The following is a 15,877-nucleotide window of genomic DNA, read 5'->3' as shown; positions in this document are numbered from 1 at the left end:
CAGGCCACTTGCGGCATTTCCGGGGCAGGATGGAACACAAAATAAACTGCGTTATTCCAATTCAACTTTACTTGTTTTCATAACAAGCCAGATTTAGTCCAGAATCGAAAAAACAAGCCTTTATCTGGTCTTTATTGTAACCAGTAAGCCATGAGTATTGTCGCGGATGCCAAGAAAGGCATCGTTACCGAAGAAATGAAGATCGTCGCAAAGCAGGAAGGGGTCACCGAGGACTTCGTCCGGCGCGGCGTTGCCGGCGGGCATATCGTTATCCCGACCTCCCCTTACCGCAAGGTGAAGATCTGCGGTATTGGCGAAGGGCTCCGGACCAAGGTGAACGCATCCATCGGGACCTCGACCGATATCGTCAACATCCCGGAGGAAATCGAGAAGGCACGGCAGGCCGAGCTTGCCGGTGCCGACACCCTGATGGAACTTTCTACCGGCGGGGACTTTGTCGAGATCCGCAAGCAGATCATCGCAAATACCCAGCTTTCTGTTGGCTGCGTTCCGCTCTACCAGGCATTCATCGAGGCCGCAATCAAGGATGGCGCCGTTGTCCACATGAAGGAAGACGACCTCTTCCGTATCACCGCTGAACAGGCCAAGCTCGGGACCAACTTTATGGCCATCCACACCGGCATCAACTGGGAAACGGTCAAGCGCCTGAAACACCAGGGCAGGCACGGGGGCCTCGTCTCCCGGGGCGGCGCATTCATGACCGCATGGATGCTCCACAACGAAAAAGAGAACCCGCTTTATACGGAATTCGACTATCTTCTCGAGATCATGAAGGAGCACGAGGTCACCCTCTCGATGGGCAATGGCATGCGGGCCGGGGCCATCCACGATGCCACTGACCGGGCGCAGATCCAGGAACTGGTCATCAATGCCGAGCTCGCTGACAAGGCGCACCAGGAGAACGTGCCAGTGATTGTCGAGGGACCGGGCCATGTGCCGATCGACGAGATTGCGGCAAACGTCACCTTAATGAAGCGGATGTCCAACAACAAGCCATTCTACATGCTCGGCCCCATCGTCACCGACATCGCTCCCGGATACGACGACCGGGTAGCCGCCATCGGCGCAGCCATCTCCTCCTCCTGTGGTGCGGACTTCATCTGCTACGTCACCCCTGCCGAGCACCTGGCCCTCCCGACCCCCGAGGAAGTATACGAGGGCGTCATGAGCTCCCGCATCGCGGCCCATGTCGGCGACATGATCAAGCTCAAAAAGACCCGCGAGCTCGACCTCGAGATGGGCCATGCCCGCCGCGACCTTGACTGGGAACGCCAGTTTGCCGTTGCCATGAACCCGGCACGGGCAAAGAAGATCCGGTCGGAGCGCATGCCCGCAGATACCGACGGGTGTACGATGTGCGGCGACTATTGCGCACTCAAGATCGTCAGCAAGCACTTCGATTTCTGATCACCTCCCCAAATTTTGCCACGCACTTTTTTTGACTACGGACTGTTGCCTCCGACGGTCTCAATACACTCAAATAACCCCGGCAATAAATATTCCGGCACGGTGATCATATCAGGGTGAACTTCGGCGGCTTTGTCCCCATCTCGACGATTGACTGGCGGGGCCGGGCTGTCTGCACGGTCTTTCTTCGCGGGTGTCCCCTGCGGTGCTCGTACTGCCAGAACGAGGCCATCCAGACCGGGCAGGACTTCCGCGACATTGACGAAATACGGGAGATGATTGACGGGTCCGCCCCCTTCGTCTCCGGCATCGTCATCTCCGGTGGCGAGCCCACGCTCCAGAAGGATGCCGTTGTTGAGATTGCCCGGCATGCCCGCTCCCGGGACCTGAAGGTCGGTCTCCAGACAAACGGCCTCTTCCCCGGGACACTGGAGAGCCTCATCAAGGAAAAACTCGTGGACCGCGTTGCCATCGATTACAAGACGCGGTGGGAAGGCTTCTCCGGCTGGCAGGGGGGGTACAGCACGATGCCGGCAGAAAGCTATGAGAAATGCCTCAAGAAATCCATCAGCCACTGTAAGAACGCGGCCCGGGAAAATGTTCACTTTGAGTTCGAGGTCGTCATCACGACATTCTACGAGAATGCCGATTATATCGAAAAGATCTCAAAAGAGATCGGCACGGCCCCGCTCGTCCTCCAGCAGGGAGAGCATAAGATCATCCGGATGCGCGAGACTGCGCCTGACATGACCAATGGGGAATATATCTGTAAACGTCGAACATTACAGGAGAACCATCCTCCCCTGACCTTACCTGAGCTCAAGGCAATCGCCGATGAACTGGGGCGGACAGTACGAATACGGACACGGGAGATCGGGGAGATATCATATGAGAGTGATTGGCGTCGTAGGAATGCCGGCAAGCGGAAAAGGTGAATTCTCCCGGATAGCGCAGGAAGCGGGGATCCCGGTCATCGTCATGGGTGACATGATCCGGAAAGCCGTCCGCGAGGCGGGGCTCGAACCGAACGATACAAACTTCGGGGCAACGGCCAACCGGCTCCGGGCCGAGCGGGGGATGGACGCCATCGCCCAGCTCTGCGTCCCTGAAATCCGCCGGCTCAATGCGCCTCTCGCCCTGGTGGACGGCATACGGGGAGATACCGAAGTTGCCTTATTCAGGAATAACTTTGACGGCTTTACCCTGATCAGCATTGAGTCGCCTTTTGAGAAGCGCCTCGAACGAATAGCGGCCCGGGCCCGCTCCGATGATTTCACGACAGCTGATGCGCTCAAAAACCGCGACCAGCGGGAACTTGGCTGGGGTCTGGGCAAAGCCCTGGAACAGGCAGACATCCGGATCCGGAATGAGGGCAGCCTGGAAGAATTTGAACGGGACGTACGGCACCTTCTCGTGCAGCTTCGGGGTGATCCGTGAACGTAAAACTCTCTTTCTCCTCATCAGCAAAGGTCTGGGAAGACATTACCTGGGTCTATGGCATCGAAGAGGCGGGCTTTGACGGCTGGGAGATCGTCAGCGACGGCAATTACCGGTTGGAGAATCCGGACAGCTTTCGGAACGTGCAGGAAGTCCTGTCCACAACCCGGCTCCTCGCATCCGTCCATGCCCCGTACGGCGACCTGAATCTCGCCACCCTCAACGATCCCATCTGGCGGGAGTCGGTCCGGCAGATCAAGACCTGCATCGAACACGCCGCCCCGCTGACCGATCGCGTCACCATCCATCCCGGGTACATATCACCGGTTGGCAAGATGATGCCGGAGAAGGTATGGGCACTCCAGAAGGAGGCACTCCGCGAGATCGGGAAGTGCGCCAGCGAACACGGGGTACTTGCCTGCCTCGAGAACATGATCAGCTACAAGGAGTTCCTCTGCCGGTTCCCCGAGGAACTGATCGGCATGACCGAAGGGATCGAGGGAATCGGCATGACCTTTGACTTCGGGCACGCAAATACCGTGGGAAAGGTCGGCGAGTTCCTCCGGTACGTGGACCGGGCAGACCATATCCACATCCACGACAACCATGGCGTTACCGATGAACACCTTGCCCTCGGCGACGGTACGATCGACTGGAAGAGTACCGGCCGGGCCATCGCTTCCGGCTTCAAGGGAAAACGGATCGTGATCGAAGGTCGCTCGATCGAGGAGGCAAAAAGGAGCCTCGCGGTTTTCCGGAGGGAATTCATGTGACGGGGGAGACCTCATGAGCGGCGAGACCCTCCAGGTCTATTTCCTCGGGACAGCCGGGGCCCTTCCCACCCCGTCACGCAACCCGCCCTGTATCATGGTAAGACGGGGTTCAGACACGCTCCTCTTCGACTGCGGCGAAGGCGCCCAGCAGCAGATGATGCGGGCCCGGTGCGGGTTCACCGTGAACGCCATCTTCATCACCCACTGGCATGCCGACCATTTCCTCGGGATCTTCGGCCTTGTCCAGACCATGTCCTTCAATGGCAGGACCGAACCCCTGGCCATCTATGGCCCGGAATGGGTGCACGAGTTCGTCAAAACCCTCCGTCATGTTGCACGGTTCAATCTCAAGTTCCCGATGGAATCCGTTGAGCTTGCTCCCGGTTCCTGGGTGCGCTTCGAGGGGTATACCGTCACCGCATTTGCCGCGTCCCATGGCATGCCTACGCTTGGTTACATCCTTGAAGAAGACCCGAGGCCGGGCAGGTTCGACCGCGAGCAGGCCATCGCCCTTGGCGTGCCCCCGGGCCCGCTGTTCGGGAAACTCCAGCGCGGGGAAACCGTCACCGTAAAAACCGGTGAGACGACTGTGGAAGTCAGGCCGGACCAGGTCATGGGCCCAAAGAGGCTCGGTCGGAAGATCGTCTATACCGGGGACACCCGCGCCATCCACGAGACCATCGCCGATGTTGCCGCCAATGCCGATCTTCTCATCCATGATGCCACCTACGATGAGGCTGAATCCTCACGGGCAGCGGAGTTCTATCATGCCACCGCTGCGCAGGCCGGCGAAGCCGCAACAGTGCTCAATGCCGGAACGCTCGTCCTCATCCACACCAGTTCACGGTACCCGGATGCCAAGACCCATATCGCCGAAGCGCGGAGCCGATATGCAGGAACCATCGTTGTTCCCGATGACCTGGATATGATCGAGGTCCCGTTCCGGGATTGATGCAATCCCTCCCCGGCCAAAAACACCCTTTTCCTGATAACAAGTAAATTAACCTTTCAGGCACCCATTGATATCATATCAACCATTTCGCGGAGCGTTGACGATCCAGAATACACAATCGCAACCATTTTTCCGTACGTCGTGTGTGGTGAGAGAGAACCATGTCTAATACCAGTGATGATATCCTTGTGTACCGGCTTGGCGCAGCCTGCGACCTTACCGACATTGAGGAAGGGAACGTATACCAGGGAAAGGTCCAGGGCTTTGCCAATTTCGGGATGTTCGTCCAGATGAACGACCGGATCAAGGGCCTTGTCCACAAGAGCAACATGAAGGCCGAGCACAAGGAGCGGGACTCGATCCTTGTCCGTGTCCGGCAGATCCGCCCCAATGGCAACATTGACCTTGAAGAAGTGCAGATCCAGGTCTACCAGGTGCAGAACATCGAGCGGAAATCAACAACAGTCCGGATTGCCGATCTTGCCGGCAAGATTGGGAAGACCGTTGCCATCGAAGGAGAGGTTGCCCAGATTAAACAGACCAGCGGTCCAACCATCTTCACGATTGTCGATGAGACCGGGACCCAGAATGCAGCCGCGTTCATCGAGGCAGGTGTACGCGCATTTCCGGAGATCGAACTTGGCGACATTGTCAAGGTCATCGGGGAAGTGATGCGGAGAAACAACCAGCTCCAGATCGAGGCGGATCTCATAACCGCGCTCGAAGGGGATGAATCGGATGCGGTGAAAGCCCGGATCGAGCAGGCACTCGACAAGCGCTCCGAGCCGGAGGATATCCCGCTCCTCGTAAAAAGCGAGGTCATGGAGAAACTCCGTCCCGAGATGAAGAAGGTCGCAAAGATCATCCGGAAGGCGGTCTTCACCTCCCAACCCATCATCCTCCGCCACCACGCGGACGCTGACGGCATCTGCTCGGCTGTGGCCATCGAGCAGGCCGTGGTCTCGCTCATCCGGGAGTCCGGCGGCGACTTCGATGCCGATTACTTCCTCTTCAAGCGGGCTCCGTCAAAAGCCCCGTTCTACGAGATCGAGGACATCACCCGTGACCTCGACTTCTCGTTAAAGGACCATGTCCGGTTCGGCCAGAAGATGCCGCTCGTCCTCCTCACCGATAACGGTTCAACGGAAGAAGATGAACCGTCGTACAAGATAGCGAGCGTGTATGACATCCCCTTCGCGGTTATCGACCACCACCACCCTGATGCGACCATCGACAAGTACCTTGTCGCTCATGTCAACCCGTACCATGTCGGCGGGGACTTCGGGATCACGGCAGGAATGCTGGGCACCGAGGTGGCACGACTGATCAACCCGAAGGTCGAATCCCTGATCCGTCACCTCCCCGCCATTGCCGGTGTGGGCGACCGGAGCGAGGCGCCGGAGCGCGCACTCTTCCTTGAGCTTGTCCGTGACCAGTACCCGGAAGAGGCCTGCAAGGACATTGCGCTTGCCCTTGACTACGAGCAGTTCTGGCTCCGGTTCAATGACGGTCGGGAAATTATCAAGGATATCCTGAACATCAACGGCCGGACCGAGCGTCACAAGAAGCTTGTTGCCCTGCTCGTTGAGGGGGCAAACACCATGATCGAGGACCAGATGAGTGCCTGTATGGCGCATGTTGTGCCCCGTGTGCTCAAAAACGATGCACATCTCTTCCTTATCGATGTCGAGATCCATGCGCACAAGTTCACCTTCCCGCCACCGGGCAAGACCAGCGGCGAGGTGCACGACCGGCTCTGCCGCGAGCATGCGGGAAAACCGGTTGTCACGATCGGCTTTGGTCCCGACTTTGCCGTCCTCAGGTCCCGCGGCGTTCTCATGAACATCCCCCGCATGGTGAGGGAACTCCGGGTCGAGCTCCCGGGCGGCGGCATCAGCGGTGGCGGGCACCTGGTCGTGGGCAGCATCAAGTTTGTTGAAGGCATGCGCGATGCTGTCCTTGAGGCACTCATCACAAAGATAGCGGATGCCCGGGTCCAGCCACCCAAATAAGCCCCTTCACCTTTTTGGGATCTCAATGAATTTTACCTGAAAATGCAGAAGACGCGCGTATCGGGAATCTTTGAAAAACCACGCCCATGTCGGGCGAGATATAATCTTTCTGGTCGAAATTTCAGCCGGGTGAAAAAAAGAAGACTGAATTTTTGTCAGGAAGATTAGATATTTATATATAGCAATTGATCTATATGAGTTTTTAATGCTGAGGCACAACATGTCAACCACTAAAAAATTACGTGAGACGTATAACGAGACCCAGCACAAGATCGTGACGTACCTCAACTCGGGCATCACCAAGGGCAAGCACTATTTCAAATCGAAATACATTGCAAAAGACCTTGGTCTCTCGCCCAAGGAAGTCGGTACCAACATGGCAATTCTTGCCGAGATCTGTAAGGAACTGGATATTATCCGGTGGAGCTACTCGAACAGCACTACCTGGATGGTCACCTCGCGTGCCATCTAGGCCTGGTGCCACTAATCCCCCCTTTTATCATGACCAAAGTACTGGAATTTGAATCTGCAATCGAGTTTATCGCAAACATCAATGAACACAAGGACTGCCTGATGTCCCAGGACTCAAACCAGGAGAACCCGGCAGCGCTCTGGTTCAACATCGATATCCCGAAAGGGCACCTCCTGAAAAACGGGGACCGTGTCCGGATCACTGTCGAGAAACTCTGATCTTTTCATATTCCCCCAGGGGACATGGAACAATCCTTACGGGAACGTTCTCAAAGATTACCGATCCTTATACTCGAAGTAATAGTCCTTCGGGGTCTCAAGATCTATCTGGTAACTGTCGATATATGCAGTTGTTATGATCATGTACAGGTCAGCACCGGATACCTGGACATTCCGCGTCATCGATCCGCGGTTGAGGATCTCCATACCATCGATGACCGTGCCGTTGTCCGCGTAACAGAGGACCACCTTGAAGTTCCCGTACTGGGGCGTCCGCTCAGCTGTTACCGTTGCATTCAGGGACCAGACCGGGTACGGAACACGGAACCTCTGGCTCAGTCCCCCTCTTGACTCGTTGATGAAGGCAAAGGTCACCATCTCGCGGCCGCGGAACGGGATGTCGCCAGCGCCGTAGATATAGATGTTGTCCGGCATCTTGAACCGGGGATAGGAGAACGGGCTGCTGTTGTAAAAGAGCCGGTAGGGCGGGGCAATGGTCGGCTCAGCCATGGGGGTTATGGTAACCGCAGCAGTGAGCGGGGTTACCGTGACGACCGTCTGAACAGGAGTACCCGGTACAGTGGAAGGCACAACAGGGACCGGGGTAGCGACCTGCTTTCCCCCAACTTCAGGTATGCCCGAAAGGTAATGGGGGTTCATGACAAGGGCGATGACAAAGACCAGGACGACTCCGCCGATGAGGGTGATAAGATCTCCTTTCTCCACAGGATGTAATTGGGCCCGTAAGAAAAAAAACGTGACGGAACAAAAACATGGAATAATCCTGCCCGAAGAAATGTTTCCGGCGTTGACAAAAAACCTCTGTTGCCAGCGGGAATTCCATAAACCGTAACCCGTACTCCGTATGGATTATATCCTCGCCGGGAAAAAGGATGTACATGGAGTTGCCCGGGCTTCGCACATGGGTGGTCTTTTACCTCATCTCCTTTGTTGTCCTTCTCTGGGCAGCATTCCTCTCCTCACAGGGAGCAATGCTCTGGGTGAGCCTGCTCCTTGTCCTCATCATCATCGGCCTGAACTTTGTCACGGTGATGAACCAGCTCAAGGCCCATGCTGCACGAAAGGAGTTGCAGCGGAGCCTGACAAGCAGTTTCCAGAGAAGTCCGGGGGGAGCGGAAGAAGAGAAGAAAGAGTGATCCCTGAACCGTTACGGCTGCTCTTTTTTCACAAAGACCTTCTGGACGGAATTTCTTGCAGTGAACAGGTTCTCCACCTGCCTCCCGAGATACTCGGTCTTGCCCATGATGTAATACCCGTCACTGACGAGCGCCCCGTGGAAGAGCCGGGCAAGATCGTCTTTCTGTTTCTCGGTAAAGTAGATAGTGACATTGCGGCAGGTGATGAGGTCAAGCCAGCGGGATATCGGGGCGCCGCTCATCAGGTCATGCGGCCGGAAGCGGATGAGTTCCTTTAAGTGATCCTTCACCTGGTAGTTCCCGTCAGGCATCTTCGTGAAATGACGGCGGATCTGGCTTTCCGATAACTTTGCCATGGCTTTCGGGGAATAGACCCCTTCCTGCGCTTTTGCAAGCACAACCTTGTCGATATCCGTTGCAAAGATCTGGCCGGAGATTTCCTTGTTCTGTGCCATTATCTCGTGAATGATCATGGCGATCGAGTAGGGTTCCTCACCGGTCGAGCACCCGGCACACCAGATCCGGAGCCGTTTGCGCTTTGCGAAGAGATCCGGGAGAACTTCCTTTCGTAAGATATCGTAGACATCGCCATCCCGGAAGAACTCCGTCACGTTGATGGTGAGTGCCTTTCGGAGAACCTCCAGTTCCGGCGGATTTGCCTTGAGGTACCTGAGGTATTCGTTGTAATCTGCAGTATTGGTTGACCGCATCCGCGAGAGGAGACGGCGCTTGATGTAATCTTCCTTGTAGTTCCCGCACTGGATCTTCAGGGTTTGCTCGATATAGCGCTTTAAGAGGTCAAAGCCATCCATTGGTTCTCCTCAGTACCTTTGTGGTATCGTAAAATGGTGTCTGCCTGTGATAAATAATTATCAGGGCGGGTGAGGCCCGGGTTACTTGACCCGGAACTGTCCCATCTCTGTCCTGCAGTGCTCTGCCATGGCCGAGAGCTCGGCAGAGGCGCTCGCTATCTCCTCGGTGGAGGCACTGGTCTCTTCGGCAAGGGCGGCCATGTCTTCCATGCGCTGCTGGTTCTCGCTTGTTATGGTGCGGAACGACTCGATACCGGACATCAGCTGGTTTGTTGCTTTTGCCTGGTCCTCGGTGGCCCGGGTGATCTCGCCAACTCCCGCGGAGACGATGGTTGCCTCCGAGACGATCCGGTTCAGCGACTCGACGGTCTTGTTCACGCTCTCGATACCGCCCTTGATCTCCTCGAAGGATTCCTGCATCGATGCTGCGGTCTGCTCGCTCTGAGCCTGGATCGAACGGATGAGGGTCTCGATCTGGTTGCTCGCCTTCTTGGACTCCCCGGCAAGGTTCTTCACTTCACCTGCAACAACGGCAAAACCCCTGCCGTGTTCCCCGGCCCGGGCTGCCTCGATGGCAGCATTCAGGGCCAGGAGGTTCGTCTGGTTTGCAATATCCGTGATGAGGTTGACGATCTTGGAGATCTCCTGCATCTGCTCGTTGAGTTTGGTGATCTCGTCGACACTCTGCTTGGAGATCTTCTCCACGATTTGCATCTTGCCCGTTGCAACCTTTCCAATGCCTGCGGCTTCCTCGCCTTCCTGGGAAGCTTTTTCGGCATGGCTCATGACATCATGCGAGGTGCTGGCAATCTGCTCGATGGATGCCGAGATCTCGGTGATATCGCTTGAGATCTTCTCAACGCCGCCCAGCTGCGCTTTCGCGCTGTCAGTTGACTTCTGGCTGGAGATAGCGACCTGCTCGGTGGCTTTCGCAATCTCTTCGGTGCTCTTGATGGTGTCGCGGATCGTGACGTCAAGTTTACTGACCGCGTCGGCGAGGCTTCCAAGGACTCTCTGGATGGCATCGGCCGATGTGTTGTAATCAACTTTAAGGCTTGCCAGCGGGTCAGCTTCGTCAACACTGACCCGGTGGGTGAGATCTCCGCTGGCGATCTTTTCAAGAGCGGTCTTCAGCTCTGCCGCGCTGACCGTCAGGAGCTCTGCATTAGACTTCGCCTCGTCCATCATCACCTTGATCTGGTTCTCCTGTTCACGCTGGCGGGTAACGTCATTGTACACGCAGAGGATAGTTGACAGGTTGCCGCTTGCATCAAGGATTGGTATACCGTACTGTTCAAGAATATGTGCACCTGACGGGAACCTTATCGAAATCTCGCCGAAACTGCGTTTTTTCTCGGTGAGAACTTTCTTTAACCCTTCGCCTTTCTGGCTGTCGATCTTGAAGTCACGGGCATTCAGCCGCAGGAGTTCATCTTTTGAGACTCCGGTCATTGTGATATAGGCATCGTTGACCAGGATGATTTTGAACTCCGGGTTCATCAGCATCATGGACATCGGGTTCTGCTGGATAATGGTATCGGAACGCTTCTGTAAAACAGCAACCTCCGCCATGTTCTTTTGGATCTCCGCCTTTGTCTTCTCCTGTTCTAGAACGAGCGCATGGATCTCATCGAGTTTTTTGCGTTCTTCCGTGATGTCGTTGTACACGATGAGGATGCTTGTAATCTCACTGGAACCATCCGTGATGGGAATACCGTACTGCTGGAGCCTCTTTATCCCTGCGGGGAATTCCACCAGTACCTCGCCCTTCGAGCGGTGGTGCTCGGTGATGACACACTTCAGGCCCTCGCCCGACTGTTCCAGAACTTTGAAATCGTGGAGGGTCTTTTTCTGCAGTTCATTCCGCGATATCCCGCTGAGAGTCACATATGCATCGTTGACAACCCGTATGTGGAACGTTTTGTCGACAAGAATGATTGGCATCGGGTTCTGCTGGACGATCGTCTCCGAACGGTGCCTGAGCTGCTCGATCTCGGTATTCTTCTTTCTCTGGGCAGTGACATCGTTATAGACAAAGAGAAGGGAAGTGACCGTGCCATTGTCGGTGACAGGGATGCAGTACTGTTCGAGAATATGCCTTCCTGAGGGGAGCTCGATCGTGACTTCCCCGAAGGAGCGGCGCCGCTCATGTAAGGCGACCTTGGCACCTTCACCGGACTGGGAGATAAGGGTAAAACGCGACAGGCTCGTATTCATCAGGTCATCCCGCCTCATCCCGCTCATCTGGAGAAACGCATCGTTTGCCTCGGTAATCGAGAACGACGGGGTAGCAACAAGCATCGGCACCGGGTTTCGCTCAACCATGAGCTCAAGGCGGTGTTTGAGATCCGTGATGATGCCTTCCGCCTCCCTGCTGATCCCTTCCGGAACGGGTTTTTCAACAACAACAGGTTCCGGGGCTGCGCGCACCGTAGCCAGTTCTTCGAACGTTGCATTGATCGCGCCGATCAATGCGGTGTATTCCGTACCGAACTTCATCGCATCCAGCGGGCCTGCTGCCTGGCCGGCAACCGCTGAAGTAAGAGCCGACGCGATCTCCTCGTTGAGCTGGCGGACGTGGGCTGCGATCTCCTCCGTTGAGGTGGTTGCGGGTGCAACAGGCGCAGCAGGTGCTGCCGGTACCGGCGGTGCTCCGGCACCGCTGAACAATGCTTTCCTTCCTGGTCGTTCAGACACTAGTATTCCTCCCAAAAACTCCTACAATCCGCCGGTGACCGCATGCACATTCACTCATTCTACTTTTCCACAAGATCCTTTATGACTTTCTCCATGTCAATCCAGATGATCAGGTTCTTCTTGGTATCGGCTGTTGCATCCTCGGTCTTCATCTTGATGATCCCTTTCACAAAAGTGGAACTGTCGGAACCGAACCCTTCGCCAACCTTGTCGACATCAGAGTCAGACACCTGGATGACGCTGCTCACATCGTCGACAATGATCCCGACATTGCTCCCGCCGGTCGCTTCCGGTACAAGGACAATGATCTTCTGGTTGGTCCTGACTTCCTGGTCGGGCAAACCGAGCAGGGTGTTTAAGTTCATGATGTTCGTTATCTCACCACGAAGGTTGATAACCCCGGAAATATATGCCGGAGCACGGGGGATGGGGGTGATGGGGATCATCTCTACGATCTCCCGTGCCAGCTGGATATCGAGTGCATACCGCTCGCCACCCAGCTCAAACTCGACAATATCGATGGTAGACGCCATCGTCCTACCTCAGCTTGAACGCACCCATCTTCGTCTTCAGGGTTTCGGCCATGTTGGCCAGTTCCGAGGACGCGCTCGCGATCTCTTCGGTTGATGCGCTTGTCTCTTCCGCGAGTGCGGCCATATCCTCCATCCGCTCCTGGTTCTCCCTTGTGATGGTGCTTGTCTCTTCCATTCCCTGCATTACGCGTGTTGTTGCCTCGGCCTGTGCCTCGGTCGCCTTCGTGATCTCGCTGACACCCTGCGCCACGATGTTGGATTCCGCGGTGATCCGGTTGAGGGCATCCACGGTCTTGTTCACGCTCTCGATCCCGGCCTGGATCTCCTTGTAGGAGCTGTTGATAGCTGCGGCGGTCTTGTTGCTGCTCATCTGGATGGTGTTGATCAGTTCCTCGATCTTGCCGGTGGCTGACTTGGACTCTCCTGCAAGGTTCCGGACTTCGCCGGCAACAACGGCAAAGCCCCTGCCGTGCTCGCCTGCTCGTGCAGCCTCGATGGCCGCGTTCAGGGCAAGGAGGTTGGTCTGGCTGGAGATGTCGGCGATCATCTTGACGATGTCGGAGATCTTCTTCATCTGCTCGTTGAGCGCCGTGATCTCGTTCACGCTCTCACCGGAGATCTTCTCGACAACCTGCATCTTGCCGGTTGCAACCTTGCCCAGTTCCGCTGCCGAGTTGCCCTCGGTAGCCGCTTTGCCCGCGTGCTCCATGAGGGTGTGCGACGTGCTGGCAATCTCCTCGATCGATGCCGACAGGTCGGAGACATCCTTACTGATCCGCTCGATCTGGTCCATCTGCTTCTTGGCGCCGTCGGTGGACTTCTGGGACTGGATTGCAACCTGTTCGGTGGACTTGGAGATCTCCTGCGTGCTCTTGCTCGTGTCGTCGGTCGTGACCTTCATCTGTGTGGCGGCCTTTTCGAGTTCGACCATGACCGGCTGGATGGACTCGAGCGCCTTGTTGAAGTCGGCCTTGAGTTTTGCCAGCGGGTCGCCTTCAATAATGTCGGCACGTGTCTGCAGATCACCCTCTGCCATGTGGTTGAGTGACTTGCCCAGCTCAGCCGCACTTGCGGCAAGGGCTTCCTGCGCCATTTTGGAGTTGTCCATGAGCTTCTGGATCTCCTCCATCTTGGTGTGGGCATCTGTGTAGTCCACCCACACGTAGAATGCACCGTCAAGCTCTCCCCGTTGGTCCAGAATCGGGATTGCATTGAGGGTCAGGTATTTCTGTTTGCCGCCGGGGAACGTTACGAGCGCTTCGGTGATTGCCAGTTTCTTCGTGGTGAAACAGGCATAGAAGTCTTCACCGGAGAGAACCTTGATGTCGAAGTCATAGAGTTTCTTCTTCATCAGCTCTTCGTGGGTCCCCTCCCAGGCGATCTCGTACTGCTTGTTGATGGAGATCCTGCTCTTGTCCTTTCTCAGGACCGCAATCGCGAGCGGGTTGTTCTGGATCATGCTGTCAACGCGGTACTCCATTGCCTTGACTGCATCCATCTTCTCATGGAGTTCAGTGTAGTCAACCCACACGTAGAAGGCCCCGTCAATCTCGCCCTTCTTGTCAAGGATCGGGATCGCATAGAGCGTCAGGTACTTCTTCACACCGTCAGGGAACTTTACAAGCGCCTCGGTGACCGCCAGTTTCTTGGTTTCGAAACAGGCATAGAAATGTTCACCGGAGAGGACCGTGATATCGAAGTCATAGAGTTTCTTCTTCATCAGCTCATCGTGGGTTCCGCGCCAGGCAATCTCGTACTGCTTGTTGATGGACACACGGCTCTTGTCTTTTCTTAAGACGGCAATCGCAAGCGGATTGTCCTGGATCATCGCGTTGGCCCTGCGCTCAGCTTCCTGGGCTGCTTCGACCTTCTCGTGAAGCTCGGTGAAATCCGCCCAGATATAGAAAGCCCCGTCAACCTCCCCGGCCTTGTCGAGAATGGGAAGCGCATAGAGCGTCAGGTACTTCTGTTTGCCGTTTGGAAACTTCACGAAACATTCAGTAACGGAGAGTTTCTTTGTCGTGAAACAGGCATAGAAGTCTTCCCCGGAAAGGACTTTGATATCAAAATCGTAGAGTTTTTTCCTCATGAGTTCATCATGAGATCCTTCCCACATAACCTCGTACATCTTATTGATCGCAATCCTTGACTTGTCCTTTTTCAGGATGGCAATAGCCATAGGATTATGCTTGATCATAAGATCGGCGCGGCGCCTCAGCATATTATTGAATTCTGCCTTTTCCAGTGTGCTGTTCAGCATTTTTGCCAGCGAGCGATATTCCGAAGGTACCTTATATTCATCCACGCGGACGGAGAAATCACCATCACGGGCTTTGGTCAGTGTCTTTTCAAATTCCTCTAATTCCATCTCAGCACCTCTTCTGTGATGTTCTTGTACACAATACCGGCAGCACTCTCCGGCGCATACTGCGAGATCGGGAGTCCCCGCTTCTGCGATTCGTAAATCTGGGGAGAGTACGGTACGGTATACACGGTCCTGAACAGCCGCTCCACTTCTGCGCGCATGGAGAGCAACCGCTCGTGTTCAGTCTCCTTTTCTTCCCGTGCCCGGATCTCTTCGGGCGTTGGTTCCGGTTTCTTGTAAAAAAGATCCCGCAGCTGGGTGAAAATATCCTTCTTTTCAGGCTGTTCGATGCCTGGCTTTTCAGGGTTTCCCTGTTCGCCCCAGCGGGTCACTACAGCCATGTCAGGAATAATCTCCCTTTCCAGGTCTTCTTTCATGTCCCCGAAAATGGTTGAAAGTGTTGATACTCCTTCAAGCGCAAATGTACCGGAATCTAAGGTGACAATAACATGATCAGCGGCGAAAAGACCGTTGATGACAAGTTGTCCCAGGCTCGGGGGCGTATCCACAAGGATGAAATCGTAGCGGTTCTTCACCGTTTCAATTGCATTTTTGAGGATCGCTTCCCGGTTCTCCATGCGGTACAGGAAAGGGTCCGCACCAACCAGATCAAGGCTGGAGGGTGCAAGATCGATTCCTGACGGCGTTCCCTGGATGATCTCAGACAGACTTGTTATCGGAAAATCCTCAAAGCCGCTTAAGAATACATCGTAAATGTTCCTGCCGGGAGTCGTCGGGGTGAACCCGAGACCAACGGTAGCGTTTGCCTGTGGATCGCAATCGATAACAAGTACCTTTTTCCCGGCCTGTACCAGGAAGCCGGCAATGTTCAGACAGCTTGTCGTCTTGCCGGTACCGCCCTTGTGATGGGAAAAGGTAATTACGGTAATACTATCACCTTGGATGGAATTTCTGTGTATTAAGTATTTAATAAGATATGTCTGTCTTACAATCACTTAAGGTTATTATTTTGAATATTTCAGAAATTTTTACGGGAATTAAAATTTTTTTGAAAAATTCA

At 55.2% G+C, this 15,877-nt stretch carries 15 protein-coding genes; 9 read left to right on the top strand and 6 right to left on the bottom strand.

Going from position 1 to position 15,877, the window contains the following annotated elements; genetic code table 11:
• The first annotated feature begins 150 nt into the window (after positions 1-150).
• The 8 genes from thiC to PHF39_RS09570 all read left to right on the top strand — a co-directional run bounded on the left by thiC (position 151) and on the right by PHF39_RS09570 (position 7,292).
• Positions 151-1,428 (top strand): phosphomethylpyrimidine synthase ThiC, encoded by a 1,278-nt coding sequence (gene thiC, locus PHF39_RS09605; RefSeq protein WP_300223384.1) that lies wholly within the window; start codon positions 151-153, stop codon positions 1,426-1,428.
• A gap of 116 nt (positions 1,429-1,544) precedes the next feature.
• Positions 1,545-2,363, top strand: coding sequence for an anaerobic ribonucleoside-triphosphate reductase activating protein (locus tag PHF39_RS09600; protein WP_300223382.1), 819 nt, complete (start codon positions 1,545-1,547; stop codon positions 2,361-2,363).
• The gene (locus PHF39_RS09595) at positions 2,317-2,865 is read left to right on the top strand and encodes a dephospho-CoA kinase (protein WP_300223380.1); all 549 of its coding nucleotides are present in this window, start codon (positions 2,317-2,319) and stop codon (positions 2,863-2,865) included. Before PHF39_RS09600 ends, PHF39_RS09595 begins: the two co-directional genes overlap by 47 nt.
• Positions 2,862-3,638 (top strand): sugar phosphate isomerase/epimerase family protein, encoded by a 777-nt coding sequence (locus tag PHF39_RS09590; RefSeq protein ID WP_300223378.1) that lies wholly within the window; start codon positions 2,862-2,864, stop codon positions 3,636-3,638. The genes PHF39_RS09595 and PHF39_RS09590 overlap by 4 nt, the downstream gene beginning before the upstream one ends.
• Before the next feature lie 13 nt (positions 3,639-3,651).
• Entirely contained in the window at positions 3,652-4,590 is a 939-nt protein-coding gene (rnz, locus tag PHF39_RS09585; protein ID WP_300223376.1) for a ribonuclease Z, read from the top strand.
• A 161-nt stretch (positions 4,591-4,751) separates the two neighbouring features.
• Positions 4,752-6,602, top strand: coding sequence for an OB-fold nucleic acid binding domain-containing protein (locus PHF39_RS09580; RefSeq protein ID WP_300223374.1), 1,851 nt, complete (start codon positions 4,752-4,754; stop codon positions 6,600-6,602).
• 220 nt (positions 6,603-6,822) lie between these two features.
• Complete coding sequence (locus PHF39_RS09575) at positions 6,823-7,074, top strand: hypothetical protein (protein WP_015285620.1); 252 nt, start codon at positions 6,823-6,825, stop codon at positions 7,072-7,074.
• 29 nt (positions 7,075-7,103) lie between these two features.
• On the top strand, positions 7,104-7,292 hold the full coding sequence (locus tag PHF39_RS09570; RefSeq protein ID WP_300223371.1) for a hypothetical protein: 189 nt from the start codon (positions 7,104-7,106) through the stop codon (positions 7,290-7,292).
• A 57-nt stretch (positions 7,293-7,349) separates the two neighbouring features.
• Here PHF39_RS09570 and PHF39_RS09565 read toward each other — a convergent pair whose 3' ends face one another.
• Positions 7,350-8,018 carry a hypothetical protein gene (locus tag PHF39_RS09565; protein WP_300223370.1) on the bottom strand — a complete coding sequence of 223 codons (669 nt, stop codon included), beginning with the start codon at positions 8,016-8,018 and terminating at the stop codon, positions 7,350-7,352.
• Positions 8,019-8,191: 173 nt separating this feature from the next.
• Here PHF39_RS09565 and PHF39_RS09560 point away from each other — a divergent pair, with 173 nt between their 5' ends.
• Positions 8,192-8,449 carry a hypothetical protein gene (locus tag PHF39_RS09560; RefSeq protein ID WP_300223368.1) on the top strand — a complete coding sequence of 86 codons (258 nt, stop codon included), beginning with the start codon at positions 8,192-8,194 and terminating at the stop codon, positions 8,447-8,449.
• An 11-nt stretch (positions 8,450-8,460) separates the two neighbouring features.
• Here PHF39_RS09560 and PHF39_RS09555 read toward each other — a convergent pair whose 3' ends face one another.
• From PHF39_RS09555 to PHF39_RS09535, 5 genes are all read right to left on the bottom strand, one after another.
• On the bottom strand, positions 8,461-9,261 hold the full coding sequence (locus PHF39_RS09555; RefSeq protein WP_300223366.1) for a protein-glutamate O-methyltransferase CheR: 801 nt from the start codon (positions 9,259-9,261) through the stop codon (positions 8,461-8,463).
• 81 nt (positions 9,262-9,342) lie between these two features.
• Positions 9,343-11,958, bottom strand: coding sequence for a methyl-accepting chemotaxis protein (locus tag PHF39_RS09550; RefSeq protein ID WP_300223364.1), 2,616 nt, complete (start codon positions 11,956-11,958; stop codon positions 9,343-9,345).
• Positions 11,959-12,017: 59 nt separating this feature from the next.
• Positions 12,018-12,491 (bottom strand): chemotaxis protein CheW, encoded by a 474-nt coding sequence (locus tag PHF39_RS09545; protein ID WP_300223362.1) that lies wholly within the window; start codon positions 12,489-12,491, stop codon positions 12,018-12,020.
• A 4-nt stretch (positions 12,492-12,495) separates the two neighbouring features.
• Entirely contained in the window at positions 12,496-14,859 is a 2,364-nt protein-coding gene (locus tag PHF39_RS09540; RefSeq protein ID WP_300223360.1) for a PAS domain-containing methyl-accepting chemotaxis protein, read from the bottom strand.
• A complete protein-coding gene (locus PHF39_RS09535) occupies positions 14,850-15,812 on the bottom strand; it encodes an AAA family ATPase (RefSeq protein WP_300223358.1) in 963 nt (320 codons plus the stop codon). Before PHF39_RS09535 ends, PHF39_RS09540 begins: the two co-directional genes overlap by 10 nt.
• Positions 15,813-15,877: the final 65 nt, after the last annotated feature.

The organism is Methanoregula sp., assembly GCF_028712425.1.
Taxonomy (GTDB): domain Archaea; phylum Halobacteriota; class Methanomicrobia; order Methanomicrobiales; family Methanospirillaceae; genus Methanoregula.
The sequence above is the reverse complement of the archived record's forward strand: the minus strand, read 5'-3'. Positions and strand labels throughout refer to the sequence as shown.

Coding starts and splice junctions, on each gene's coding strand:
- thiC (WP_300223384.1), top strand. CDS start 151: ATGAGTATTGTCGCGGATGCCAAGAAAGGCATCGTTACCGAAGAAATG.
- PHF39_RS09595 (WP_300223380.1), top strand. CDS start 2,317: ATGAGAGTGATTGGCGTCGTAGGAATGCCGGCAAGCGGAAAAGGTGAA.
- rnz (WP_300223376.1), top strand. CDS start 3,652: ATGAGCGGCGAGACCCTCCAGGTCTATTTCCTCGGGACAGCCGGGGCC.
- PHF39_RS09580 (WP_300223374.1), top strand. CDS start 4,752: ATGTCTAATACCAGTGATGATATCCTTGTGTACCGGCTTGGCGCAGCC.
- PHF39_RS09575 (WP_015285620.1), top strand. CDS start 6,823: ATGTCAACCACTAAAAAATTACGTGAGACGTATAACGAGACCCAGCAC.
- PHF39_RS09570 (WP_300223371.1), top strand. CDS start 7,104: ATGACCAAAGTACTGGAATTTGAATCTGCAATCGAGTTTATCGCAAAC.
- PHF39_RS09560 (WP_300223368.1), top strand. CDS start 8,192: ATGGAGTTGCCCGGGCTTCGCACATGGGTGGTCTTTTACCTCATCTCC.
- PHF39_RS09555 (WP_300223366.1), bottom strand. CDS start 9,261: ATGGATGGCTTTGACCTCTTAAAGCGCTATATCGAGCAAACCCTGAAG.
- PHF39_RS09545 (WP_300223362.1), bottom strand. CDS start 12,491: ATGGCGTCTACCATCGATATTGTCGAGTTTGAGCTGGGTGGCGAGCGG.
- PHF39_RS09540 (WP_300223360.1), bottom strand. CDS start 14,859: ATGGAATTAGAGGAATTTGAAAAGACACTGACCAAAGCCCGTGATGGT.